At 66.9% G+C, this 24,756-nt stretch carries 20 protein-coding genes; 13 read left to right on the forward strand and 7 right to left on the reverse strand.

Going from position 1 to position 24,756, the window contains the following annotated elements:
- The first annotated feature begins 68 nt into the window (after nt 1-68).
- Both AC5Y6Y_RS03170 and AC5Y6Y_RS03175 read left to right on the forward strand, forming a co-directional pair.
- Nucleotides 69-851, forward strand: a complete 783-nt coding sequence (locus AC5Y6Y_RS03170; RefSeq protein WP_463825351.1) for an SDR family oxidoreductase — start codon at nt 69-71, stop codon at nt 849-851.
- 88 nt (nt 852-939) lie between these two features.
- Nucleotides 940-2,517, forward strand: coding sequence for a PE family protein (locus tag AC5Y6Y_RS03175; RefSeq protein WP_499918643.1), 1,578 nt, complete (start codon nt 940-942; stop codon nt 2,515-2,517).
- A 64-nt stretch (nt 2,518-2,581) separates the two neighbouring features.
- On the opposite strand, the gene AC5Y6Y_RS03180 is transcribed toward AC5Y6Y_RS03175, so the two are convergent.
- The 3 genes from AC5Y6Y_RS03180 to AC5Y6Y_RS03190 are packed head-to-tail and all read right to left on the reverse strand — an operon-like array spanning nt 2,582 to nt 6,278.
- Nucleotides 2,582-3,850, reverse strand: a complete 1,269-nt coding sequence (locus AC5Y6Y_RS03180) for an amidohydrolase family protein (RefSeq protein WP_499918641.1) — start codon at nt 3,848-3,850, stop codon at nt 2,582-2,584.
- A 33-nt stretch (nt 3,851-3,883) separates the two neighbouring features.
- On the reverse strand, nt 3,884-4,657 hold the full coding sequence (locus tag AC5Y6Y_RS03185; protein ID WP_463825348.1) for a class II aldolase/adducin family protein: 774 nt from the start codon (nt 4,655-4,657) through the stop codon (nt 3,884-3,886).
- Nucleotides 4,650-6,278 (reverse strand): class I adenylate-forming enzyme family protein, encoded by a 1,629-nt coding sequence (locus AC5Y6Y_RS03190; RefSeq protein WP_499918638.1) that lies wholly within the window; start codon nt 6,276-6,278, stop codon nt 4,650-4,652. Before AC5Y6Y_RS03190 ends, AC5Y6Y_RS03185 begins: the two co-directional genes overlap by 8 nt.
- 173 nt (nt 6,279-6,451) lie before the next feature.
- On the opposite strand from AC5Y6Y_RS03190, the gene AC5Y6Y_RS03195 reads away from it, so the two are divergent.
- Both AC5Y6Y_RS03195 and AC5Y6Y_RS03200 read left to right on the forward strand, forming a co-directional pair.
- Nucleotides 6,452-7,378, forward strand: a complete 927-nt coding sequence (locus tag AC5Y6Y_RS03195) for a M48 family metallopeptidase (protein WP_463825346.1) — start codon at nt 6,452-6,454, stop codon at nt 7,376-7,378.
- 119 nt (nt 7,379-7,497) lie between these two features.
- Nucleotides 7,498-8,190, forward strand: a complete 693-nt coding sequence (locus AC5Y6Y_RS03200) for a GAF and ANTAR domain-containing protein (RefSeq protein ID WP_463825345.1) — start codon at nt 7,498-7,500, stop codon at nt 8,188-8,190.
- On the opposite strand, the gene AC5Y6Y_RS03205 is transcribed toward AC5Y6Y_RS03200, so the two are convergent.
- Together AC5Y6Y_RS03205 and AC5Y6Y_RS03210 are read right to left on the reverse strand one after the other, a co-directional pair.
- Entirely contained in the window at nt 8,191-10,761 is a 2,571-nt protein-coding gene (locus tag AC5Y6Y_RS03205) for an FHA domain-containing protein (RefSeq protein ID WP_463825344.1), read from the reverse strand.
- Between the two features lie 165 nt (nt 10,762-10,926).
- Entirely contained in the window at nt 10,927-12,309 is a 1,383-nt protein-coding gene (locus AC5Y6Y_RS03210) for a serine/threonine-protein kinase (protein WP_499918636.1), read from the reverse strand.
- 365 nt (nt 12,310-12,674) lie between these two features.
- On the opposite strand from AC5Y6Y_RS03210, the gene AC5Y6Y_RS03215 reads away from it, so the two are divergent.
- From AC5Y6Y_RS03215 to AC5Y6Y_RS03225, 3 genes are read left to right on the forward strand one after another with little or no spacing between them, the layout of a single operon-like run.
- Nucleotides 12,675-13,772 (forward strand): ferredoxin reductase, encoded by a 1,098-nt coding sequence (locus tag AC5Y6Y_RS03215; RefSeq protein WP_463825342.1) that lies wholly within the window; start codon nt 12,675-12,677, stop codon nt 13,770-13,772.
- 28 nt (nt 13,773-13,800) lie between these two features.
- Nucleotides 13,801-15,192: a fatty acid desaturase family protein gene (locus tag AC5Y6Y_RS03220; protein ID WP_463825467.1), complete on the forward strand. Its 1,392-nt coding sequence runs from the start codon at nt 13,801-13,803 to the stop codon at nt 15,190-15,192.
- A 45-nt stretch (nt 15,193-15,237) separates the two neighbouring features.
- The gene (locus AC5Y6Y_RS03225) at nt 15,238-16,068 is read left to right on the forward strand and encodes an SDR family NAD(P)-dependent oxidoreductase (protein WP_499918635.1); all 831 of its coding nucleotides are present in this window, start codon (nt 15,238-15,240) and stop codon (nt 16,066-16,068) included.
- A 5-nt stretch (nt 16,069-16,073) separates the two neighbouring features.
- Here the strand turns inward: AC5Y6Y_RS03225 and AC5Y6Y_RS03230 are convergent, their stop codons facing one another.
- Nucleotides 16,074-17,579: a glycoside hydrolase family 183 protein gene (locus AC5Y6Y_RS03230; RefSeq protein ID WP_463825340.1), complete on the reverse strand. Its 1,506-nt coding sequence runs from the start codon at nt 17,577-17,579 to the stop codon at nt 16,074-16,076.
- Between the two features lie 319 nt (nt 17,580-17,898).
- Here AC5Y6Y_RS03230 and glgX point away from each other — a divergent pair, with 319 nt between their 5' ends.
- The 6 genes from glgX to AC5Y6Y_RS03260 all read left to right on the forward strand — a co-directional run bounded on the left by glgX (nt 17,899) and on the right by AC5Y6Y_RS03260 (nt 24,258).
- Nucleotides 17,899-20,064 carry a glycogen debranching protein GlgX gene (glgX, locus tag AC5Y6Y_RS03235; protein ID WP_499918633.1) on the forward strand — a complete coding sequence of 722 codons (2,166 nt, stop codon included), beginning with the start codon at nt 17,899-17,901 and terminating at the stop codon, nt 20,062-20,064.
- Nucleotides 20,065-20,137: 73 nt separating this feature from the next.
- Nucleotides 20,138-21,292 (forward strand): NAD(P)/FAD-dependent oxidoreductase, encoded by a 1,155-nt coding sequence (locus AC5Y6Y_RS03240; protein WP_499918631.1) that lies wholly within the window; start codon nt 20,138-20,140, stop codon nt 21,290-21,292.
- A gap of 73 nt (nt 21,293-21,365) precedes the next feature.
- Complete coding sequence (locus AC5Y6Y_RS03245; RefSeq protein ID WP_463825337.1) at nt 21,366-21,641, forward strand: DUF4235 domain-containing protein; 276 nt, start codon at nt 21,366-21,368, stop codon at nt 21,639-21,641.
- Nucleotides 21,642-21,745: 104 nt separating this feature from the next.
- Nucleotides 21,746-22,654, forward strand: a complete 909-nt coding sequence (locus tag AC5Y6Y_RS03250) for a DUF1295 domain-containing protein (protein WP_499918661.1) — start codon at nt 21,746-21,748, stop codon at nt 22,652-22,654.
- A complete protein-coding gene (locus tag AC5Y6Y_RS03255; protein WP_499918629.1) occupies nt 22,651-23,775 on the forward strand; it encodes an FAD-dependent oxidoreductase in 1,125 nt (374 codons plus the stop codon). The genes AC5Y6Y_RS03250 and AC5Y6Y_RS03255 overlap by 4 nt, the downstream gene beginning before the upstream one ends.
- Before the next feature lie 12 nt (nt 23,776-23,787).
- Complete coding sequence (locus AC5Y6Y_RS03260) at nt 23,788-24,258, forward strand: nuclear transport factor 2 family protein (RefSeq protein ID WP_463825335.1); 471 nt, start codon at nt 23,788-23,790, stop codon at nt 24,256-24,258.
- On the opposite strand, the gene AC5Y6Y_RS03265 is transcribed toward AC5Y6Y_RS03260, so the two are convergent.
- The gene (locus AC5Y6Y_RS03265; protein WP_463825334.1) at nt 24,240-24,725 is read right to left on the reverse strand and encodes an SRPBCC family protein; all 486 of its coding nucleotides are present in this window, start codon (nt 24,723-24,725) and stop codon (nt 24,240-24,242) included. The genes AC5Y6Y_RS03260 and AC5Y6Y_RS03265 overlap by 19 nt on opposite strands.
- Nucleotides 24,726-24,756 lie beyond the last annotated feature (31 nt).

Here is a 24,756-nt window from a genome sequence, read left to right on the forward strand (position 1 = left end):
GACACCGCTGATTTCACCGTGTGCCACGATTACCGGCACACCCAACGTCTCGATTCCGAGGAGAGTCCATGCCGAATCGATTGGCCGACAAGGTTGCCCTCATCAGCGGTGGCGCCCGCGGCATGGGCGCTGCCCACGTCCGGACGCTGGTCGCCGAAGGAGCCAAAGTGGTGTTCGGCGACATCCTCGACGACGAGGGCGCCGCCGTCGCAGCAGAAGTCGGCGACGCCGCCCGTTACCTGCACCTCGACGTCACCCAGCCCGAACAATGGGACGCTGCCGTCGAAACCGCGCTCGGCGAGTTCGGCCGCCTCGACATCCTGGTCAACAACGCCGGCATCATCAACATCGGAACCTTCGAGGACTACGCGCTGTCCGAATGGCAGCGCATTCTCGACATCAACCTGACCGGCGTCTTCCTGGGCATCCGGGCGGTGGTCAAACCGATGAAGGCGGCGGGCCGCGGGTCCATCATCAACATCTCCTCCATCGAGGGCCTGGCCGGCACCATCGCCTGCCACGGCTACACGGCCACCAAATTCGCGGTTCGGGGCCTGACCAAATCCGCCGCACTCGAGTTGGGGCCCAGTGGAATCCGGGTGAACTCCATCCATCCCGGCCTGATCAAGACGCCGATGACCGAATGGGTGCCCGAAGACATCTTCCAGACCGCCCTGGGCCGGGCCGCCGAACCCGAGGAGGTCTCCAGCCTGGTGGTTTACCTGGCCAGCGACGAATCCAGCTACTCCACCGGTTCGGAGTTCGTGGTCGACGGCGGCTGTGTCGCCGGCCTGGGACATAAGGATTTCTCCGCCGTCGAGACCGACGCGCAGCCCGAGTGGGTCACCTGATCCTCGAATGGTCGAAAAACGCCTGGACCGAGTCGAGTTCACCTACAGTTAGCCAACGCGGAACTGGGCATCGAGCCAGGAGGAGACCATGTCGTTCCTAACCACCGTACCCGAGCAAATCGGTTATGCCGCAACAGATCTTGCCGGCGTCGGCGCCAACCTGAGCGCCGCCGGGAACACGGTGACGGGACCTACGACGACGCTGCTCGCGGCCGGCGCCGACGAGATCTCGGGCGCCGTGGCAGCACTGTTCAACAGCTATGGCCAGACGTATCAGACGGTGAGCACCCAATTGGGGCGCTATCACGACCAGTTCGTGCGGGCCCTGGCCACTTCGAGCACCGCCTACGCCAGCGCCGAGGCAGCCGCGGCAGCACCCCTGCAGAGTGTGTTCGACCTGATCAACGCGCCGAGCCAGGCCCTGCTGGGACGCCCGCTGATCGGCAACGGAGCGAATGCCGCCCCCGGATCGGGTGCCGACGGCGGCGCCGGTGGATTGTTGTACGGCAACGGCGGGGCCGGCGGGTCGGGGTCGGCCCTGGGACAACGGGGTGGCAACGGCGGAGCAGCCGGCCTGATCGGCAACGGTGGGGCGGGCGGGGCCGGCACGCTGGGTGGTCTCGGCGACAGCGGTATCGGTGGCAACGGTGGGCGGGGCGGGCTGCTGGTCGGCAACGGCGGGGCGGGCGGCGCCGGCGGGTTCCTCCTGGCGGGCGGCAACGGCGGGGCCGCCGGACTGCTGTTCGGACATGGCGGTGCCGGGGGCAGCGGTGGTCTCGGCTTCGGCGGTCTCGGAGGCAACGGCGGGGCCGGCGGAGCAGGAGGGTCGCTGTTCGGCAGCGGCGGGGCCGGTGGCTCCGGCGGCCAGGGCGGCACCGGTGGCACCGGCGGCACCGGTGGCGTCGGCGGAGCCGGCGGACTGCTGTTCGGCGCCGGCGGGCACGGCGGCGACGGCGGCCAAGGTGACGTGCGGGGAGGCACCGGCGGCACCGGCGGCGTCGGTGGGGCCGGCTTCTTCGGCACCGGAGGGGACGGCGGAGCCGGCGGTGCCAGCCTCAACACCGGCGGCAGCGGCGGCACCGGCGGGGCCGGCGGGCTGCTGATCGGCGGTGGCGGCGCCGGCGGAAACGGTGGGGCTGGGCTGTCGGCCACCGGCAACGGCGGAGCGGGAGCGGACGGCGGCGGGTCCGGCATGCTCTACGGCGATGGCGGCAGCGGTGGGACCGGCGGCGACGGGCAACTTGCCGGGGGTGCCGGTGGTGCCGGTGGAAACGCCGCGGGACTGGTCGGCAGCGGTGGCGGGGGCGGACGCGGCGGGACCGGCAACGCCGGCGGTGGAGCGGGTGGCGCAGGCGGTACCGCCGCAGCACTGATCGGCGATGGTGGCGACGGCGGCGCAGGCGGGTCGTCGGGCTCGGCAGCTGGCGGGAAGGGCGGCGCCGGCGGCGACGCCGCACTCATCGGCGGGGGCGGAGCCGGTGGGGCCGGCGGAGACGGCACCGGCTTCGTGGCCGGCGACGGCGGCAACGGCGGCGACGCCGAGCTGTTCGGCAACGGCGGAAACGGCGGCAACGCCGGATTCGGCGTCAACCCGGGCGCCACGGCCGGGACCGGGGGCACCGGCGGACTCCTGTTCGGCGCCGACGGTGTGAACGGACTGATATAGCCACCACGGACGGGTCGTCGTGCAGCGGTACGCTTCGGCGCCCACCCGGGCCCGGCGATCCCGCTCAGAATGCGTCGGGGTTGCGCTGCATCTCGGCCGGCACCGGGTGCTGGTAGAGCCGGGATGCGTTCTGCCAGGTGATCTTCCGGATCACTTCGGGCGGCAGCCCGCCGATCTCTTCGTGAACGGTCCGCTGGGTGTGCGGCCACGTCGAGTCGCAGTGTGGATAGTCGGCCTCCAGCATGATGTTGTCCATGCCGATCCGGTTGTGCTGGACGAACGAGGACTTGTCCTCCACCGCGCAGAACCAGAAGTTGCGGGTGAAAACCTCTGCGGGAGTGAGTTTTTCCTTCAACGCCTGCCAGGTGCCGTACATCTCGTGGTAGCTCAGCATATGGTCCAGCCGGTCCAATAACCCGGCCACCCAGCCGATTCCGCCTTCGGACAGGCATATCCTGAGATCCGGGAACCTGCTGGGCAGCCCGGAGTACAGCCAGTCCACCGCAGCGGATATCGCGTAGGCGAAGAACAGCACACCCTGCACGTCGGGCGGGGCGTCCTCGGTGGTCGACGGGGACGAACCGGACGAGCCGATGTGCAGGTTGACCACCGTGCCGGTCTCGGCGCAGGCCGCCATCACCGGATCCCAGTGTCCCGAGTGAATGCTCGGCAACCCGAGCAGCGCAGGGTTCTCGCTGAACGTCACCGCGTGGAAACCCCGTTCGGCGTTCGCGCGGATCATGGCCGCGCCGAGTTCGGGATCCAGCAGCCAGGGCAGTTGGCAGGGAATGATCCGGTCGGGGTAGGGCCCGGCCCAGGCTTCCAGATGCCAGTCGTTCCAGGCCCGCACCGCGGCCAAGGCCAGGTCGCGATCCTTGGTCACCTGTTGCAGCCGCTGCCCGGCGAACCCCGGCAGGAACGACGGAAAGTTCAGCGACGCGTAGATGCCGTTGAGGTCCATGTCCGCGACCCTCGCATGGATATCCCAAGCGCCCCTGCGCATTTCGTCGAACCGGACCGGTTCGAACCCGTACTCGGATACCGGCCGCCCCACCACCGCGTTGAAGCCGACGTTGGGCAGTATCTGGTCGTCATACACCCAGGTCTGTCCGCCCTGCGGGGTGTCGACGACTTTCGGGGCGCGGTCGGCGAACTTGCGCGGCAACCGACCGGTGAAGGTGTCCGGCGGTTCCACGATGTGATCGTCCACCGAGATCAGGGTGTAGTGCCGTCGCGCTCGGGGCGGATCCGGCAGCAATGTGACCGAGCGGTCCTCCCCCGTCTTGGCGGTGGTGAAGTTCAGGTCGCCGGCCAGGTCGTCAATCGATTTCACGTCGCGGGCCTCCTCAGTTGGGGCGAGCCGGAATCAGCTGAGCACATCGGGGTCGGCTTTGATCGTCATGCGGGCCGCACCCGCCCAGTAGACATCGGCGGCACGTTCGATCAGCGAGGCCTGCATGCCGGCCATGTCCGACCACCGCATCTGTGCCGGTTCGCGGCCGGTCAGCAGCACGTCGTAGGCCAGTCGGCACACCCGTTCAATGGATGCCGCCCGATAGACGGCTTCCGGCAGGGTGCGCCCGGTGGCGATGACACCGTGATTCGCCAGAATCGTCAGGTTGGCGCCACCGATGTGTGCCGCGAGATCTGCTGCGCGAGTGGGGCTGTCCACTTCCCCGCCGTAGGACTCGACCAGGCACAGGTCGTCGGTGAACAGGGCCCCGGTCTGGTGCAGGAGTTCGGGCAACCTGCCCAGTGCGGCCAGCACGCACACGTAGTACGGGTGATTGTGGATGACCACCCGCGCGTCGTCGCGGACCCGGTGCAGCTCGGTGTGGATGTGGATCGCCGGGGTGACGTCCCACCGGCCCCGGATCACCCGCGCGTCCGAGTCCACCGCACAGATATCGGAGGCGGTGAGTTCCTGCCACCACAACCCCCACGGGTTGACCAACATGTCGGTCCGACCGTCGAGTTGCCAGGTGATGTGCCCGGCCATGTTCTCGGCGAACCCGATGGACGCCAGATGACGGAACGCCACCGCGAGCGCCTGTTCATCGGACAGGTCGACTCCGATCGGGGGCAGCACCGCCGGCGCCCATACCTGCAACCCGCCTTGTCGCGCTTGCGGTTCACTCATCGCCTGTCTCCATTCTGCGCCGAATATCCTCACGGAGTTGACCTTTGGCCACTTTTCCCCCGGACGAACGGGGCAGCTCGTCGAGCACGATGAGCCGTTCGGGCAGCAGCTCTTTCGAAACGCCAAGTGCCAGCAGGTGTTCGACGAGTGCGGGCAACTCGATACGCCGCTCATCGACGAGTTCGGCGTAGAGGCACACCTTCTCGCCGAACACCGGGTCGGGCATCGCGACGGCAGCGGTCACCGCGAGTGCGGGATGCGTCATCGCCGCATCCTCGACTTGGGCGGCGCTGATGTTCTTGCCGCCCCGCAGGATGAAGTCCGAGGTTCGGCCGGTGACGGTCAGGTATCCGTCAGAGTCGATCTGGCAGATGTCGCCCATCCGCATCCACCCGTCGCGGGTGAACAGTGCGTCATGGTCGGCGTCGCCGGCCAAACCGCTCAGATACCCCAGGCTGGTCGCCGGACCGCGGCAGGCCGGCTGACCGCGCCCGGTCTCGGTGACATCGCGGTCGCCGTCGAAAAGCCGGACCGACATCTCCGGGATGATCCGACCGCCGGTGCGGAGCCGTTGACGCGGCGGGTCGTCCAGCGTGGTCCCACTGAGCACGCCGGTTTCGTTGGAGCCATAGAACTGCAGAATTGTCGCGCCAGTCAGTTCTTCGAATTCCGCCGCCGGGCGGTACGGCAGCGCTTCCCCACCGGTGAACACCACCCGCAGCGAACTCAAGTCGTACCCGCGGGTGTCGGGGTCAGCCATCAACATCGTCAATTGCGTACTGACACAGCACAATACAGTGACCCGGTGCCGCGCGACGGCTTCGCACACCGCCGCGGTGGTGAACCGCCGCAGAATCACCGCCATGGCACCCAGATAGATCGGGGTGGTGTGACTGGTCCAGATGCCGAACCCGAAAGGCATCGGTATCACCGGAAGGAACACGTCCTCGGGCGTCAGCTGCCCATTGCCGACGGCCTTCTGGTGAAAGTAGTGCCAACGGTTCTGCGTGTGAACCACGCACTTCGGCAGACCGGTGGTCCCTGAGGTGGAGTTGATCAGGAACACGTCGTCGGGTCCCAGCTGCGATCTGACGCCCACCGCGCCGGGCCGGCCGCCGCGATCATCCAACCGCAGGTCGTCCCGCAACACCAGCACTGTCCTACCGCCCACCACCCCCGCCGCGGCGACGCCGCGCTGGTGATCGCAGATCACCAACTTCGGCTCGGTGGCCACCAACAACTGGGCGACTTCTCGTGCGCCGGCGCGCGCGCCGATGCCGACCACGACGGCGCCGCATCGTTCGACGCCGACGAACAGCACGTGCAGGGCCGCCGAATCGCCGTGCCAGACTCCGATCCGGTCACCGCGCCGCACACCGTGCTCGGCGAGCTGCCGGGCCAGCGCGGTCGCCGCAGCATCAAATTCGGGCCAGGTCAGCGTGGTCGTGGCCAGGTCGTCCCGCTGGTCGCAGTAGGCCGTGCGACCGGGCCGGCGTTCGGCGTTGCGCCGCACCGCGTCGGACAAGGTGGATTCCGACCACCAGCCCGCGGCGCGGTAGCGGGCCACTTCCTCGGCGGTGAACGCGGGCGATCGCGCGATCGTCAGCGCGCCGGCGTGCATAGCCAATGATAGGAAACGACGGGCGCCGCAGAGCAGACGGTCCGGGGCCCGCACGCCAAGGATTTAGCGCGCTCCAAGGATTTATAGAGAATCCTGTAAGGGCGGGCCCGGAGGCTGATGGTCGCCCGTGCACAACCGGAGCAACGACTTCACACAGGAGCCCAGGGACCGTCATGGCCATCGTCGATTCGCCGATACATCATCATCCGCCCGGATCGCATCACGGGGCACCGCCCGGTGCAGTGGGTTATCGGGAACTGCCCAGCCGCCACCCGTGGGAGATCGGCCTGCTGGTCCTGGTCATCCTGTCCAGCGTCGTGCTCTACCTGATCGCCACCGTCGTGGTACTGACCGGTCACGGCAGCCTGCTGTGGCTCTCGGTGCTGGCCACACCACTGGTGCTGTTCCTGGCCAGGGGCTTGAACTACGGCCGGCAACGCACGAACGGCGTCAAGATGTCGCCCACCCAGTTTCCGGATGGCTACTGGTTGGTGGCGCAGGCCGCGCAGCGGTTCGGGCTCACCGAAATCCCCGACGCGTACGTGGTGTTGGGCAACGGCCAGATCAACGCCTTCGCCAGCGGTCACGGCTTCCGCCGTTACGTGGTGGTCTACAGCGATCTGTTCGAGGTCGGTGGCCAGGCGCGCGACCCGGAGGCACTCGCCTTCGTCATCGGTCACGAAGTGGGACACATCGCGGCCGGACACGCCTCCTACTGGCGGCAGCTGAGCCAGCTGGCCATGAAGATCCCGTTCTTGGGCCAGGCGCTGTCCCGGTCGATGGAGTACACCGCGGACAACTACGGGTACGCGTTCCATCCGGAAGGCGCCCGGCGGGCCATCGGGGTCTTGAGCGCCGGCAAGTACCTGCTGCGCTGGGTTGACTTCGACGGGATGGCGGACCGGGCCGAGTCGGAGACCGGATTCTTCGTCTGGCTGTCCAACATGGTGGCGTCGCATCCGGTCAACACCTGGCGGGCGTCGGCGCTGCGCAACCGCGCCGTCGCGGGCGCCCTGTTCTTCCGTCCGAAACAACCGCACGCGGTGGCGCCCCTGCCGACCCACTGGGCACCACCCCACGCCGGCGGCTGGGGGCAGTAGCTGCTCTCCAAGACCGGGTCGGGTCCGGGCTGTGGAGCGGCGCCGTACCAGGCGCCGCTCCGACAGTCGTCGGGTACTCGCCGACAGCGCGCGATCACCCGCCGGGTAGACATGACCGCATGATCCTGGACAAACACGAACTGGCCGTGCGGATGGCCGAGTTGGCCCGGACCCTGGCCACCCCGAGCTCCGTCGAGCAGATCCTGGCGAACGTCACCGCCACCGCGGTCGAGTTGATACCCGGGGCAGATACCGCCGGAATTCTGCTGGTCCATGGCAGCGGCAAGTTCGAGTCGCTCGGCGATTTCAGCGATCTGCCCGGGAAGCTCGACGATCTCCAACACCGATTCCAAGAAGGCCCCTGCTATCAGGCCGCGCTGCAGGACACCATCGTGCGGACCGATGATTTCCAGACCGAACAGCGCTGGCCGAAATACTCGCCGGCCGCGCTGGAACTCGGCGTGCGCAGCGGACTCTCGTTCAAGCTCTACACCGCGGAGCGCACGGCGGGCGCGCTGAACCTGTTCGGGTTTGCGCCCGGGGTATGGGATGCCGAAGCGGAGACCGTCGGCACCGTGCTGGCGGCGCACGCTGCCGCGGCGATCCTGGCCGGCCGCCACGACGAGAACATGCAGACCGCGTTATCCAGCCGCGACCGCATCGGGCAGGCCAAAGGCATCATCATGGAGCGCTACAACGTCGACGACGTGCGTGCCTTCGAGATGCTGCGCGCGTTGTCGCAGGAGAGCAATTCCAAGCTCATTGACATCGCGCAGCGCGTCATCGACACCCGCGCGCAGACGGCGGGGTGATCAGCCGCTCTTCAGCCGGATCTTCCAGCGCACGAAGCCGAGGTAGAAGACGCTGAGCAGCACCAACATGCCCATATCCAACGACCAGGCACCCACCGTGTGCTTCCAGTGTGAATCCCTGGGGATCTGCGGAAGGTGCGACAGTTCTGTCAAATTGACCGTTGACGCCGAAGCCGCGAAACCCCACCGGGCCGGGGTGACCCAGGACATCTGATCGAGCCCGATGCGGCCGGTGACCGGGATCATGCCGCCCGAGAACACCAGCTGCGACATCACCGCGACGACGAGCAGCGGCATGATCTGCTCGCTGGTCTTGGCCAGCGAGGACAACACCAACCCCAGCATCGCCGACGCGACGGTGGTCGCCGCGATGTCGACGTAGAGTTCGAAAGCCGGCGGACTCAGCAGGACAGCGCCCTTGGTCGGGCCGCCCTTGCCGATGAGCGCGATCACCGTGACGATCGCCGACTGGACCAGCGCGAATATCGTGTAGACGCACACCTTGGCCAGCAGATATGCGGTGGTGGACAGACCTACTGCCTGTTCACGCAGGAAGATCGCCCGCTCACCGATCAGGTCGCGAATGGTCAGTGCCGTGCCCATGAAGACCGCGCCGACGTTCAGCAGCACCAGGATCTGGGCCGGCTCGGTCGGTGCATCGCCGGTCGGGTTCGGTGTACCGAAACCGACATCACCGGGCACCGACATGGACAGCGAACCCATGATGAACGGCAGTATCGCCAGGAAGATGAAGTAGCCGCGGTCGGAGATGATCAACCGCAGTTGCCGTCGGGCAATCGTGGAGAACTGTCGAAGCAGGCTGGTATGCGCCGCCTCGCCCAACTCCGCGGGTTTTTCCACCGGTGGCGCCGGGGGCGGCGGGCCGTTCCGTTCCAGGTACCGGGCCTTGGCGCCGTCCGGGTCCTCGGCGACGGTGCTGAAGATGTCGGCCCAGTTCGTCGTGCCCATGGCCGGACCGATCTGGCTGGGCGGCCCGCAGAATGCGGTCTTGCCGCCCGGCGCCAGCAGCAACACCTGGTCACACACGTCCAGATAGGTCAGCGAGTGAGTGACGACCAGCACCACACGCCCGGCGTCGGCCAACTGCCGCAGCATGGTCATGACCTGGCGGTCCAGCGCCGGGTCCAGGCCCGAGGTCGGTTCGTCGAGGATCAGCAGCGACGGGCCGGTGAGCAGTTCCAGCGCCACCGAGGCGCGTTTGCGCTGACCGCCGGACAGCTTGTCTACCCGCGTCTCGAGGTGCTTGGTCATCTCGAGTTCCTCGAGGACCCGGGCGACCACCTGTTCGCGGTCCTCTTTGGTGGTGTCCGGCGGCAGCCGCAGCTCGGCGGCATACATCAGCGCCTGCCGTACGGTCAGCTGACCGTGCACCACGTCGTCCTGCGGCACCATGCCGATCCTGCTGCGCAGCGAGGCGTATTCGGAGTGCACGTTGTGGCCCTCGAAGGCGACCGTGCCGCTGGTCGGGTGGGTATACCCGGCCACCAGCTTGGCGAAGGTCGACTTGCCGGCACCCGAGGGTCCGATGACGGCGGTGAGCATTCCCGGCCGTGCGGTGAGCGAGATATTGTCCAGCAGCGTCTTGTTGCCCTCGATGGTCCACGTCACCCCGCGCACATCGAGGCCGCCGGTACGGGTCTCCAGCAGGCTCTCTTCGCGACGTGAGAGAGCGCCGTTGGCGAAGACGAGGTCGATGTTTCCGATGGTGACGACGTCGCCGTCGCGCAAGATCGCGGATTCGACCCGGGTGCCGTTGACGAATGTCCCGTTGATACTGCGGTTGTCACGGATCTCAACGCCATTGGCGGACGGGATCAGCGTCGCGTGGTGGCGCGATGCCAGCACCTCGGGAATGACGATGTCGTTGTCGTCGGCGCGACCGATCTTGATCGCGTTCGGCGGCAGGTCGCCCCCGGCCTTGCCCGGCCGCAGGATCTTCATCATCGACGTCCGGCCGCCCACGTCGGCCGTGCGGCCGATCACCGGCGGCGGCTGCTGCGCCGCCGCGGGACGATAGATCTGCGGCCCGCTCTGTTGCGGCGGCATCGGTTGCGGCCCCGACGGGTAACGGGGCTGTCCCGACGGCGGCGCAGACGGAATCCGCTGGGTCGACGGGGCCTGTTGTTGCCCCCAGTTGGCTCCGGACGGTGGCGGGCCCTGCGCGGGGATGGGCCCGCTGGGCCGGGACGGTATCGCCATCGCCGTCGTCGGGGGTGGGCGACCCACCGAACCCTGGCTACGGCGGCCGACTTCGAACTCCAGCGCCGGGCCATCGGGGTTGCCGATGTTGATGCGCTGTCCGTCCTGGACGTCGACCACCGGCACGCGGCGGTTGTTGACGTACAGCCCGTTGAGGCTGCCATTGTCGATGGCGACCCATCGACCCTGGTCAAAGCGCAACAACAGGTGCACGCGGGAGATGAGGGGGTGCGCCACGCGGACGTCCGCGCGTAGATCACGCCCAATGACTACATCGTGGCCTGCGGCGAAGGTGCGTTCGGCTCCGTCATAACGCACGGTCAGCACAGGTGGGGCAGCTGTCTGGGTCATCGCACCCAACTGTATCGGCACGGTGGTCATTTAAAGAAGGAAGGCGTCAAATATGTGTTACCGACCGACTCGGCGTGAGTTGGGCGCCGCCGCGGGCGTTCCGCGACCGTTTATCCCTGCTGAATATCCGGGGCGCAGGTGGTCCGCCGCGGTAGGCGCATTCGGTTAGCGGCGCGGTGGGACGCTGCCGCGGCGAATGTCCTCCAGGCATTGCAATCGGGTCTGCCCGGTCTGCTGTACGCACACCTGGACCGGTGTCTCCTGCTCACTGGGTAGCGCTGTTTCGCCCGGTCCCGGCGCAGAGGTGGCGGTGGGACTGGCCACCGGGCCTTCGGTCAGCGACCAGATGCCGGTTTCTTTGTTGCTGCCCTGCAACGGGGAGCAGTACGCCTTGACCCGGGCGGTGGTCTGACCCTCGCCGCCGAGCAGGGCGCATTCGGCACCGATGGCGACGAAGGGCAACTCGGGCGGGGCAGCTGCCGACGGCGTCGGCGTGGCGTTGGCACTGGTGGTGGTCGTGGTTTGCGCGGCCGTCGCCGCCCGCTCTTCTTCGTCGGCACGCAGAAACTCCTGCAACGCGAAGACGACGGCGATGACCAACAGAATCGCCAACACCCCCGGGATGACAACGGCGGGCCGCAACAGCGACCGGCGCGGTGGCGCCGTCACTGCGGGCAGCGACACGTTGGTTTCGTCGGCGTCGCCGGTGTCACCGAGATGGTGGCCGAGCGCCCGTGCGAAATCGATGCAACGTAGGTAGCGGTCCTTGGGATCCTTGGACAGCGCCTTGCTGAAGACCGGATCCAGATCGGCCAGGGAGGGACGGCGCTCCCCTATCGGCGGAGGTGCCGCGGTGAGATGCTGGCTGATCACCACGGCGGGGTTCGAATGCTGAAACGGCGGTGTCCCGGTGAGCAGCTGATAGGCCGACGCCGCCAGGGCATACTGATCGGCCCGGCCGTCGAGGTCGTTGCCCATGAGTTGTTCCGGCGCCGCGTAGGCGACGGTCCCCACCGTCATGTTGGTCGCAGTCAGACCGGTCGACTCGCCCACCAGTCCGGCGATCCCGAAATCGGCCAGCAATATCCGTCGGTCCGGTGAGTCGGGCTGCGCGATAAGCATGTTGGCCGGCTTGACGTCGCGGTGAATCATCCTGTGCTCGTGGGCGTAATCGAGCGCCTCAGCCACCGCGGTGATGATCTCGACCACCTCGGGACCTGGCATACCGTTCGGATACCGCTCGTCGAGCAGCGCACCGGCATCGGTCCCGTCGACGTAGTCCATGTCGATCCACAGCTGACCGTCGGTTTCGCCGCGGTCGTGCACGGCGACGATGTGGGGGTGCCACAGGGCGGCGGCTGTTTCAGCCTCCCGGTGAAACCGCTCCCGGTATTCCCGGTCGGCCGAAACATCGGCCTTGACCACCTTCAGGGCGTCCTGGCGCGGCAGTCGGGGGTGTTTCGCCAGGTAAACCTCGCCCATACCGCCGGACCCGAGTTGCCGGACAATGGTGTATCCAGCAAAGGTCGAGCCTTCGTCGAGCGGCATGGCGGCATAGTAGCCTGCCCCAGGGCTCGGCAAACCCGGCATTGTGACCGTCACGGACGTGGGGCGCGGCTGCCGGCGAGGTCCATTCGACCGCCCAACCGGGGCGCAGGGCCGACGGCCCGTCGTCGCATCAGGCGCGTATCGGTGCAGAAAGTTTGACTCCGGAGGTTTGAGCCGCGCGCGGACGGGGCATGGCGGTTGCGGTCATGCAGCCGCAGACGCCAGGCGCATCCTGCTCAGCCCCAGCAGGTAGTCGGTGAACGCCTGCGATTTTTCGCGTCCAGTTCTTGTATGCATTCATGTTGTGCCCCAACAGTTTTGAGGGCCTACTGGTTTTCAGTGAACAACTGTGTACTATTGGACCAATGGCAGAACGTGGAGCTCAGCCTCAAGTACCCCGCGGCCGTCGTCTGTTCCTCAAAGCTGTGCGGAATCTGTTCAAGCCGCTACAGCCCGACGATTACATCGAGATGATCAACCCGCTTTGGACGACGAAGGAGCTGCGCGGAAAGGTCGAGCGGGTCGAGAAACAGGGTTCGGAAGCGGCGAGCATCCTGATCCGGCCGGGCTACGAATGGCCGGGTCACAAGCCCGGGCAGTACGTACGACTCGGCCTGGTGATCGACGGCGTCTACCACTGGCGAGCATATTCGCTGACCTCGGATCCCGAGCCTGCCGACGGGTTGATCAGTGTCACCCCGAAGAAAGTGGACAGCGGCGTCGTGTCGCCCTACCTGGTGGAAAAAATTCAACCCGGCGAACTGGTACGGCTCAGCGAGATCGAGGGCGTGTTTACGCTGCCCGACCCGTTGCCCGAGAAGATGCTGTTCATCAGCGCCGGCAGCGGCATCACCCCGATCATGAGCATGCTGCGCAGCCTCGACCGGCGCGACCAACTGGGCGACGTGGTGCACATCCATTCCGCACGTACCCGCGAGCAGGTGATGTTCCTGTCGGTCCTGGAGGAGCTCGACGACCGACACGAGCAGATGCGCCTGGACATCCGCCTGACCGGGGACCGTGGCCGACTCGAACCCGGCGACCTGGACGAGGAGGTTCCCGACTGGCGTGAGCGTGAGGCTTTCTGCTCCGGACCGGAGGAGATGCTCGACGCGCTCATCGAACACTGGGAGGAGAACGGCGATCCTGATCGCCTCCACTACGAACGGTTCCAGCCGAAGATCGGGGGCGACGCCGGTGACGGCGAGGGCGGCGAGGTCTGCTTCCTCAAGAGCGACAAGAAGGTCGAATGTGACGGCGGCACATCGATTTTGGAAGCCGGGGAGAACGCCGGACTGGAACTCGACCACGGGTGCCGAATCGGCATCTGCCACACCTGCGTCGGGACGCTGAAATCGGGCAAGCTACGCGACCTGCGCTCCGGCGAGGTCAGCGAACCCACCGGACAGGACGTCAGGATCTGCATCAACAGCGCCGAGGGCGACGTCGAACTCGAACTGTGATCGAAAGGAACTCGAAGTGACCTCAACTATGGAACGCTCGCAAAGCCCGTTCGCCCATCTGAGCGAACAAGAACGGGAAAAGCTCGGCAAAGAACTCGATGCCATTCACGACGAGGTGTTCGCCGACCTCGGCGAGCGCGATCGCCGCTACATCAAGTCCGTCATCACCGCGCAACGCCAGATCGTCGTCGTCGGCCGGGTGCTGCTGTTGGCTTCGCGGTCACGGACCGCGTGGGTGCTGGGCACCGCCTGCCTCGGTATGGCCAAGATCCTGGAGAACATGGAAATCGGTCACAATGTCATGCACGGGCAGTGGGACTGGATGAACGACCCCGATATCCACTCTTCCAAATGGGACTGGGACACCGCCTCCACCGCGGAATCGTGGAAGCACTCGCACAACTACATTCACCACACCTTCACCAACATCCGCGGCAAGGACAAGGATCTCGGCTACGAGATCATGCGGATCGATCCCCACCAGGAATGGCGGCCCTATTTCCTGGGACAACCGCTCTACAACTTGTTGCTCACGCTGTTGTTCGAGTGGGGCGTGGCGGTGCACGACATGGACATCGAAGCGATCCGGGCCCGGGAGAAGCCATGGTCAGAGGTACGTAAAGACCTCAAAGGCATTGGGGTCAAAGTGCGTTCGCAGGTCATCAAGGACTACATCGGCTGGCCTTTGATCAGCGCCGGCGCCTTTGCGCTGGTGCAACTCGCCTCCGGTGGGCGCCTGGATCAGCCCGCGCAGTCCCGCCTCGGCCGCCGCCTGCGCAAGCTCCCCGGCACCAGCCGCCTGGGCGGCACGGCGACGTTCCTGGACAAAGTACTGCCCGGGGCAGAGAGCACCTATCTGCGTACCCTGGCCGCCGACGCGCTGGCCAATATCATCCGCAATGTCTGGGCGCACGCCATCATCTTCTGCGGGCATTTCCCCGACCAGACTTATACATTCAGCGAAGAAGAAGTCGAGGACGAAACCCGTGGCGAGTGGTACCTACGCCAACTCGTCGGCGCCGCCAACATTGACGGCAGCCCGCTGTTCCACGTGATCAGCGGCAACCTCGGCTACCAGGTGGAGCACCATCTCTACCCGGACATGCCGGCCAGCCGGTACTCCGAGATCGCACCGAAGATCAAGGACATCTGCGAACGCTACGAACTGCCCTACAACACCGGGCGGTTCTCCAAGCAGTGGTTTACGGTGCACCGCACTATCTTTCGGCTGGCTCTGCCCGGCGGTAAGCCGCGGCCGAAGCCCGGCCCGTACCGCAGCGAGAACCGATCCACCCCGGATCAGCAAGCCAGCGAGGCCGGCCGGTTCCGGGACCGGGTACCCGCCGAGCACCCCGACGCCGGACCCGAAGACAAGAAGAGCGGCGTCGAGGTACAGCCACCGCCCCGCGGCAAGGACTGACCAACACCGCGCATCACCCCCGCCGCCGTGACCCAGGATGTACCCATGGATCAGGCAGCGCAGAGCGGCCGGTTGCTCGCCGGCCGGGTAGCCCTGATCACCGGCGGCGGCAGTGGCATCGGCGCGGCCACCTCGCGGCTGTTCGCCGCCCACGGCGCGCAGGTGGTGATCGCTGACATCGACCCCGATCGCAGTGAGCAGGTCGCCGCCGACATCGACGCCCACGCGGTGACGGCCGACGTGCGAGAAGCCGATCAGGTCAGCGCGCTGGCGGCAACCGTGCTCCAGCACTACGGCCGGTTGGATGTGCTGGTCAACAATGTCGGGCACTGGGTACGGCACCCGGGCAGCTTCGCGGGCACCGACCCGCAACTGTGGGACGAGCTCTACCGGGTGAACCTGCACCACGTCTTCCTGGTCACCCGCGCGTTCCTGCCGGCGATGATCGACCAGCAGGCCGGTGCGATCGTCAACGTATCGTCGGTCGAGGGTCTGCGCGGTTACCCCGAGGATCCGGTGTACGCCGCCTTCAAAGCCGCAGTCGTCCAATTCACCCGCAGTCTGGCGGTACAGGTAGGCCGCGACGGCATCCGGGTCAACGCCATCGGCCCTGACGTCACCGAGTCACTGCAGGTGCCCTACTCGCAGTGGCTGTCCGCCGCCGAGCAGACCCAGTGGCCGCAGTGGGTTCCGGTCGGGCGGATGGGTGTGCCCGACGATCAGGCGCGGGTGATCCTGTTCCTGGCCTCAGACCTCTCCGCGTTCGTCACCGGCCACACCATCCCCACCGACGGCGGCACCGGCGCGGCCGGCGGCTGGTTCCGGTCCTCGCGGCGGGCGGGCCGGGAATGGACGAATCGACCGCTCGCGCCCTGACTCGCTCAGCCCAGCGTGGTGTGCATCAGCATCACGTCGTATGCCGACCACAGCGAGAGGTTGAAGTAGACATCCTTGCCGGTCGACCACGGATGCATCATCGGTGCGTAGACCCCACCGGGCATCTGAAAGCTCGACACCAGCAGATGCTCGGGACTGTAGGGGCCCTGCGGTGTCGGCGCGGTCCGCGCCACCACGTCGTTGGCGCCATTGGTGTACATCACCAGGTACTGCTTGAGATAGGTGTTGTACTGCGCCGACATTTCGGCCACCGGCCCTGGGATCACCGGTGTGGCCGCCGACGGCTTGTTCGGTACCCAGGAGTTCGAATCACCGTTCCAGTACTCATATTTGGTGAGATCGGGGATGAAACGTGGTTGCACCCGCGACAGGTGCGCCGCGCCGCCGCGCCCGTTGGGCGTGCCGAACGAATACAGATAGCCGTCCCCGCCCTTGACGTACGCCCCCATCTGGAAGTTCTCGTTGCCCTCCACGTAGGGCACCCGCGCGGCGTCGGGCCCGTTGGCCCGGATGGTGCCGGGGTACACCGACCAGGTCTGGCCGTTGTCGGTGGACATGGCGATGCCGGAATAGTTCGTCCACCACTCCCCGTCGCGGCCCCAGTCCCTGATGGACATGAAGTTGATGTACTGGGTTTTGCCGACCGAGATGGCGGCGGTCGGGATGATGCCGGTCTCTTCCTTGGCGTACTTGATGCTGTTGATGACCTGTCGGGAGAAGCCGGGCTGCTGGGTCGGTGAACCGGCGTACCGATTGGACGGGTCGCCGGTGCTCACATGCAGCCCGTGGGACAGGTCCTGGTCGTTACTGCGGAACAGCACGTTGTAGCGCCACTGGTCGCCCTTGACGGCGCAGTAGCCGAAGGTGTCGCCGAAGGCCATCAGCACCTGATGGTTGGCGGGATCGCCGTTGTCCCAGAGGATTCCGAGGTCGGTCCCGGAAATGCCGAAGCGCTCGAGAGTCTTGTTGGGGCCTTCCGGACCGGTCACCCACTCGACGAGCGAGGTGTTGGACCCGCCGAGCGCGCCCATCGCATCCGGCGCTCCCGGCGCTGGAGCGGCTTCCGGGGCCGGTGCCGGATTCGGCGGCGGTGCGGCTTCGGGGGCGATCTCCCCGGCCGGGGGCTGCTGGGCCGCGGCCGGCGGGGCCGGGGCGGGCGGCGCCGGAGCGGCGTTCGGCACCCGCGCCTGCTGCTGGAGTGGCGCGGAGTATCGCTGCCCCGGTTGCTGGGTCCGCTGCAGCGGTCCCACCCTGGGCAGCGGCGCACGGTCGTTCGCGCCCCGGGGTCGCTTGTTGAGCGGGCCGAGCACCTTGCCACCGGGGTTGGTCACCACCGCGTTGGCCGGCGGCGGGACGTTTGCCTCCGGTGCGCTGCACGGCAACGCGTGCGCCGTGGGAGCCAGGCCGGGCGCGAGGCTGATCGGCAGGATCAGCCCGACAGCGGCCGTGGCCGCCAGCGATACCGAGACAAAGCGAGGAATCGCCGACATGTCACACCTTTCAGGGGTCGGACGCTGAATTGACGTCCGCACGGGATGATGTGACGATAGTGAGCGATGTGACCCTTGTGACCAATGAGCAGGCAATAGGTATACGTCCGTGATCGTGTCGCAACCCCGCCGTTGACCGTTCGGTCCGCGAAACCGGTTGTGCCCAGGCAAGTTCGACCGCAGGACCCGGCTGTCCCCGACGTCGCTGCCCCGCCGGCGGAACTGAGAGACATCTCATGCTTAAGCCGCCCCGACAGGGGGAAAACAGGCGCAGGTCGCGGTTCGGATCGGGCCCCCGACAATCCCAGGAGGCACGATAGTGAGTAATGGCAGTCCGCAGGGATCGGCAACCGACGGTGACCGGCCCGAAGTCTGGCCGGGCAAGGCCTACCCACTGGGTGCCACCTACGACGGGTCCGGCACCAACTTCGCCGTCTTCAGCGAGGTAGCCGAGCGGGTCGAACTCTGCCTGTTCGACGACGACGGCGCCGAAACCAGGATCGCGCTCCCCGAAGTCGACGGATTCATCTGGCACGGCTTTCTACCCAGCGTGCAGCCCGGTCAGCGGTACGGCTACCGGGTCCACGGTCCCTACGATCCGGGCAACGGCCAGCGCTGCAACCCGAACAAGCTGCTGGTCGACCCGTATTCGAAGGCCATCGACGGCTCATTCCAGTGGGACCAGTCGCTGTTCAGCTACAACTTCGGTGATCCGGACAGCCGCAACGACGACGACTCGGCGGCCAACATGCCCAAATCGGTGGTGATCAACCCGTACTTCGACTGGGGGGTGGACCGTCCGCCCGGCCATGAGTACGCCGACTCCGTCATCTACGAGGCGCATGTCAAAGGCCTGACGCAGACGCACCCCGCCATTCCGGAGCGCATTCGCGGCACCTATTCGGCGATCGCGCATCCCGCGATCATCGAGCACCTGACCAATCTCGGCGTCAACGCCATCGAACTGATGCCGGTGCACCATTTCGCCAACGACTCGACACTGATCGACAAGGGCCTGTCGAATTACTGGGGCTACAACACAATTGGATTCTTCGCCCCCGACTTCAAATACACCGCGAGCAACACACCCGGCGGTCAGGTTCAGGAGTTCAAGGCGATGGTCCGCGCGTTGCACGAGGCCAACATCGAGGTGATCCTCGATGTCGTCTACAACCACACCGCTGAGGGCAACCACCTCGGTCCCACGCTGTCCATGCGCGGCATCGACAACGCCGCCTACTACCGTCTGGTCGACGACGACAAGCAGTACTACATGGACTACACCGGCACCGGCAACAGCCTGAACGTCGGCCACCCGCACACCCTGCAACTGATCATGGATTCGTTGCGGTACTGGGTCACCGAGATGCATGTCGACGGATTCCGCTTCGATCTGGCGTCCACACTGGCTCGTGAGTTCTACGACGTCGACCGCCTGTCGGCGTTCTTCGAACTGGTGCAGCAGGACCCGATCGTCAGCCAGGTCAAGCTGATCGCCGAACCGTGGGATGTCGGTCCGGGGGGTTACCAAGTGGGCAACTTCCCGCCGCAGTGGACCGAATGGAACGGCAAGTACCGCGACACCATTCGCGACTTCTGGCGCGGCGAGGACGCCATCCTCAGCGAGTTCGCATCCCGGATCACCGGTTCGGCCGACCTCTATGAGCACACCGCGCGCCGCCCGGTCGCATCGATCAACTTCGTCACCGCTCATGACGGGTTCACCCTGCGAGACCTGGTGTCCTACAACGAAAAACACAACGAGGCCAACGGCGAGGACAACAACGACGGCGAATCGCACAATCGGTCGTGGAACTGCGGCGCCGAGGGACCCACCGAGGATCCGGAAATCAACGCGCTGCGCGCCCGGCAACAACGCAACTTCCTGGCGACAACCATTCTGTCGCAAGGTGTGCCGATGATCTGCCACGGTGATGAACTCGGCCGTACGCAGCATGGGAACAACAACGGCTTCTGCCAGGATTCCGAATTGACCTGGATCAACTGGGACAATGCCGACCAGGATCTGATCGAGTTCACCGGGATGGTGACCGCCCTGCGGGCCGAGCACCCGGTGTTCCGCAGGCGGCGTTTCTTCACCGGCGCCCCGGTGCGCCACCGCGGTTCCGCCGGCATACCTGACATTTCGTGGTTCCGTCCCGACGGTTCGGAGATGAGCGACGAGGACTGGGACTCCGGATTCGGCAAGTCGGTGGCGGTGTACCTGAACGGCCTCGGCATTCCGGGCACCGACTCGCGCGGCCAGCGAATCACCGACGACTCTTTCGTGCTGTGCTTCAACGCACACCACGAGCCGATCGAATTCGTCCTTCCCCCGGACGATTTCGGGCCGAGTTGGCTGCCGGTGCTCGATACGGCGGTCGACACCGGCCGGGTGGAGTCGCCGGACGCGCTCCCGCCCAAGGGCAAGATCACCGTCGAAGGCCGAGCGGTGGTGTTGCTGCAGTTGCAGCAGCCCGAATAGGCGCGACCTGCGGCCAGGCGCTCGGTTGCCGCCACCCCCGGTTGAGCTCACCGGGTGCGGGTATCTCTGCGAGGTGACCGACCTCGGATTGATCGTCGTAGGCAGCGGACCGGCGGGAGTCGCGGCGGCAGCGTCGTTTCGCGAACACCGTCCCGACACACCCGTGCGAATTCTCAGCGCTGACGTCGATGTGCCCTACCTCCGTCCGCCGTTGAGCAAGGAATACCTGCGCGGGGAGACCGATGACGTCGTGCTGCACCCCGTGCAGTGGTTCCGTGACCGGGCGATCGACCTCACCCTCGATGCGCGAGTCGACCGCCTCGACCTCGCCGAGCGGGCCGTCCATGTCGGTCAGCAGCGCTATCCGTTCGAGTCGCTGGTGCTGGCGTGCGGAGCCGCCCCGGTGACCCCGCCCTTTCCCGGCGCCGAGTATGCGCTGCCGCTGCGGTCACTGGCCGACGCAACTGCGCTGCGCACCGCCGCGGAAGGCGCCGACTCCGCCGTCGTGATCGGGTCGGGGTTCATCGGCTGTGAGGCCGCCGCTTCCCTGGCGCTGCGCAACGTGGCGGTCACTCTTGTTGCGCCGGAACCGCTTCCGCAGGAACGCCGACTCGGCAAGGAGGCCGCCGAACGCCTGGCCGGGCTGGTCGCCGAGACCGGTGCCCGGCACGTCGGCGGGGTCAGCGTCGAAGAAGTCACCCGCACCGGGGTGCGGTTGGACAACGGCGTCACCATCGACTGCGATCTGGTCTTGGCGGCCACCGGCGTGGCTCCGCAGAGCGGTATCGCCGCCGAAGCCGGCCTGGACGTGCGCGACGACCGCATCGTCGTCGGCACCGACCTGGCCACCTCGGTCCGCGGCGTGTTCGCCGCCGGCGACGTCGCTCTGGCACGCCACGCCCTGGCCGAACGCCACCTGGCCGTCGAACACTGGCAGGACGCGGATGACCAGGGTGCCGCAGCCGGTGCCGCCGCGGCCGGCAACGATGCGAAATGGGATGCGGTGCCCGGTTTTTGGACGTCGATCGGCGATGCGACGGTCAAGTATCACGCGTGGGGTGACGGCTTCGAACGCTGCCGCCTCGTCGAGCATTCCGACGGTTTCACCGTCTGGTACGAAGCCGGCGGTGCCACGGTCGGCGTGTTGACCTACAACGCCGACGACGACTACGACCTCGGCGAGCGGTTCATCGCCGAGTCCCGTCCGGCACCGGTGCCGATGCAGTGACGACCCGCGCCGCCGATTTACCGGCGTCGTCGCGGGGTATGTGACCCCTACCAGTCCAGAACGAAGGATCGTCATGAGCGCAAAGTCCAAGACGCTGTACATGCCGTTGTCGATCGTCACCAGCGTGACGGGAGGGCTTCTCGCCGGCGCTGTTTTCAGCCAGGTGTGGAAGCGCTTCAGCAACGACGACCAGGCACCGCCGGATCCCAAGGACCTCAGCAACTCCACGCGCGCCGCCCTGCTCGGCGCCGGACTGCAGGGGCTGATCTTCGGCGTGGTGAAAGCCGCCGTCGACCGGGCCGGCGCCCGCGGCTACCAGGCCGTGACGAACGAGTCCCCCGTCCCCTAGCGAACCCCGGCAGCAACACTAGAACGTGTTACAGTTCTGCCGATCGGGACCACCCGGGCCCCGTGTGCGAGGAGACCGGATGGCTTCGGATCAGCACCACCGAGATGCGCAGCCGCAGCGGTGATTCGGCGGTGAGCAAGACGCGCTCACTGGCGCTGATCGCCGTCGCGTACTTGGTCGCCGTCGCCGCGGCCGCCGCCTGGCTGGCGTGGGGTCCGACGACCGGCCGACTCTGGCTGGACACCTTCGTCGCCGACGTGCTGGCCACCCTGGTGGTGTTCGCCTTCAGTCGCGCCTTCGGCAATTCCAGCTTCTACGACGCGTACTGGAGCGTCATCCCGCCGCTGCTGACGTTCTACTGGTGGAGTCAGGCCGGTCCCGGCGTCGACCAGTTGCGCTGCTGGTTGGTCGCCGTGGTCATGACCTGGTGGGGCGTGCGATTGACGGCGAACTGGGTCTACGGATTCCCCGGGCTGCACCACGAGGACTGGCGCTACCCGATGTTCCGCGAGCGCGCCGGACGTTGGGAGTTCGTCGTGGACCTGGTCGCGATCCACCTCATCCCGACCGTGCAGGTGTTCGCGGCCACCGTGCCGGTCTATGTCTGCGTGACCCATCCCGGCACCGGCATCCGGTGGCTGACGGTCCTTGCGTTCGTCGTCGGAATGTCGGCGGTAACCCTCGAACTCGTCGCCGACGTGCAGTTGCATCGTTTCGCGCGCGACCGGCGTCCCGGCGAGGCGATGACCCGCGGGTTGTGGAGCTGGTCGAGGCATCCAAACTACTTCGGGGAGTTCAGTTTCTGGTTCTCCCTTGCGCTGTTCGGGGTTGCCGCGTCGCCGTCGGACGCGTGGTGGTTGTTCCTCGGCGCGATGGCGATCCTGGCCATGTTCCTGGGCGCCAGCATCCCGATGATGGAGCAGCGCAGCCTGCAACGCCGCCCGGACTATCAGGACGTCATCGACCGGGTGCCGCGGTTCGTGCCCCGACCGGTTCCGAAAGCCCGGGCGTGAGCCGCAACCGTGTCGTTGTCGCGGGGCTGGGCGATGTCGGCGTGTTGACCGCGATCCGGCTGGCCCCGCACGCCGATGTGGTCGGCATCTCGGTCAAGCCCGGGTTGGTCAGCGGTCAGGAACTCGGGGTTCGACTGGCCCGCCCCGGGGACTGGGCGCGGGACTACTGGATTCCGTTCGACCGGTTCCGCCGACTCGACAGAGTGCGGACGGTGCAAGCGGAACTGACCGGAGTGGACCTGGACGCCCGGGCGGTTTTCGCCCGGCGCGCGGATGGCAGCACCGTCACCGAGAAGTACGACGCACTGGTGATCTCGACCGGGGTCAGCAACGGATTCTGGCGGCAACCCACATTGCAGTCACCTGCCGAGGTCGCCGCACACCTCGACGCGGCGCACCGGCAGCTGGCGGACGCCGAGTCGGTGATCGTCGTCGGCGGCGGTGCCGCCGCGGTCAGCAGTGCCGTCAATCTGGCCACCACCTGGCCGGACAAGAAAGTCGACCTGTACTTTCCCGGCGACCGCCCGCTGGGCGAGTATCACCCGCGGATCTGGAAACGCGTCCGTGCCCGGTTGTTCGAACTCGGGGTGGGGTTGCATCCCGGCCACCGCGCCGTGGTTCCCGACGGCTTCGCCGGGGAGGTGATCACCGATGAGCCGGTCCGGTGGAGCACCGGGCAGGCCCCGTCCGTCGCCGCGGCCGTGCTCTGGGCGATCGGGCGGGCACGACCCAATACCGGCTGGCTGCCGTCCGAACTGCTCGACGAGCACGGCTTCGTCCGGGTGACCCCCCAGCTGCAGGTCCCCGGGCATGCCGACGTATTCGCGATCGGGGACGTGGCGGCCACCGATCCGCTGCGCAGTTCAGCCCGCAATCGCGGGGATGCATTGCTAAGCCGCAATATTCGCGCCTGGTTGGCCGGACGCCCGTTACGTGACTTCCGGGCGCCCACCCGGCGGTGGGGTTCGTTGGTGGGGCCGCAACCCGACGGGCTGGAGGTGTTCTTCCCCACCGGCCGTGCCTTTCGCTTCCCGGCCTGGGCGGTCGAGCACGTCGTGATGCCCTGGATCGTCCGGTGGGGCATCTACCGCGGCGTGCGCGAGAACAGCCCCGCCGACTGAGAGGAGTGCGCCGTGGAAGTGTGGGAACTCGTTGCGCGCGAACAGATTCGCGACACGCTGGCCAACTACAACTGGTCAGGTGACGCCGGACGGGTCGAGGCGCTGGCCCAAACGTTCTGCACCGACGGCGTGCTCGAGATTCGTGGCATGGAACCGCTGTGCGGGCGCGCGGAAATCAGCGCGTTTCTCGGCGGTGTCGCCGGCGGCGTCGGCAGCTCCGGCGCCGACGTCAAACCCGTCGTCCGGCACATCCTGACCAACGTGTTGTTCATCGACTTGGCGGCCCAGCGAGCCGAGGTCGCGTCGTACTTCACCGTGGTGACCCACATCGGTCTCGACCATTTCGGCCGCTATCGCGACATCCTGATCCCCCGGGACGGCACGTGGCTGATCAAACACCGGAAGGTGTCGACCGATTGGGCAGCCTCCGATTCGGTGATGGCCCGGCCATCGACTGCGGCAGATCAGTTACGGCCCGGGTAACCGCGGCGCACGGTTCGGTCCAGAATGCCCAGCGTGGCTCGCAGCGCACCCTCGGAGATGACCGGGAAGATGCCCGCCTCGCGCCACTGCTGCCCGATGTTGGACCAGTCGTAGAACGACGTGACCACGGTGCCCCCGGAGTCGGCCGGCGCCAGCCGGTAACCGTAGACGTGGCCGATCTGCGGTTTGATCTGGCCGAGCACCGTCCAGGCGATCAGCCGGTCCGGTTCGAATTCGGTGATCTCGACTGTGACGTCGTATTTACCGAGCTGGGGGAAATCGTTCAGCGACTCGCGGTCCATGTGGATCACGAAGCTGTCGCCGACAGCCTGCACCGGGGCGCCGTCGGCGTCCTGCAGCATTCCTGACGAGTCGATCGCGACGTGTCCCTGCGGGTCGCAGAGCACCGCGAAGATGTCCGCCGCCGGAGCCGCGATGGTGCGATTGGTTTCAATCCGGTCAGTCATCGGTCCTCGCAGTGGTGGGCGACGCATCGAG

The organism is Mycobacterium sp. NGS24 (assembly GCF_059813065.1).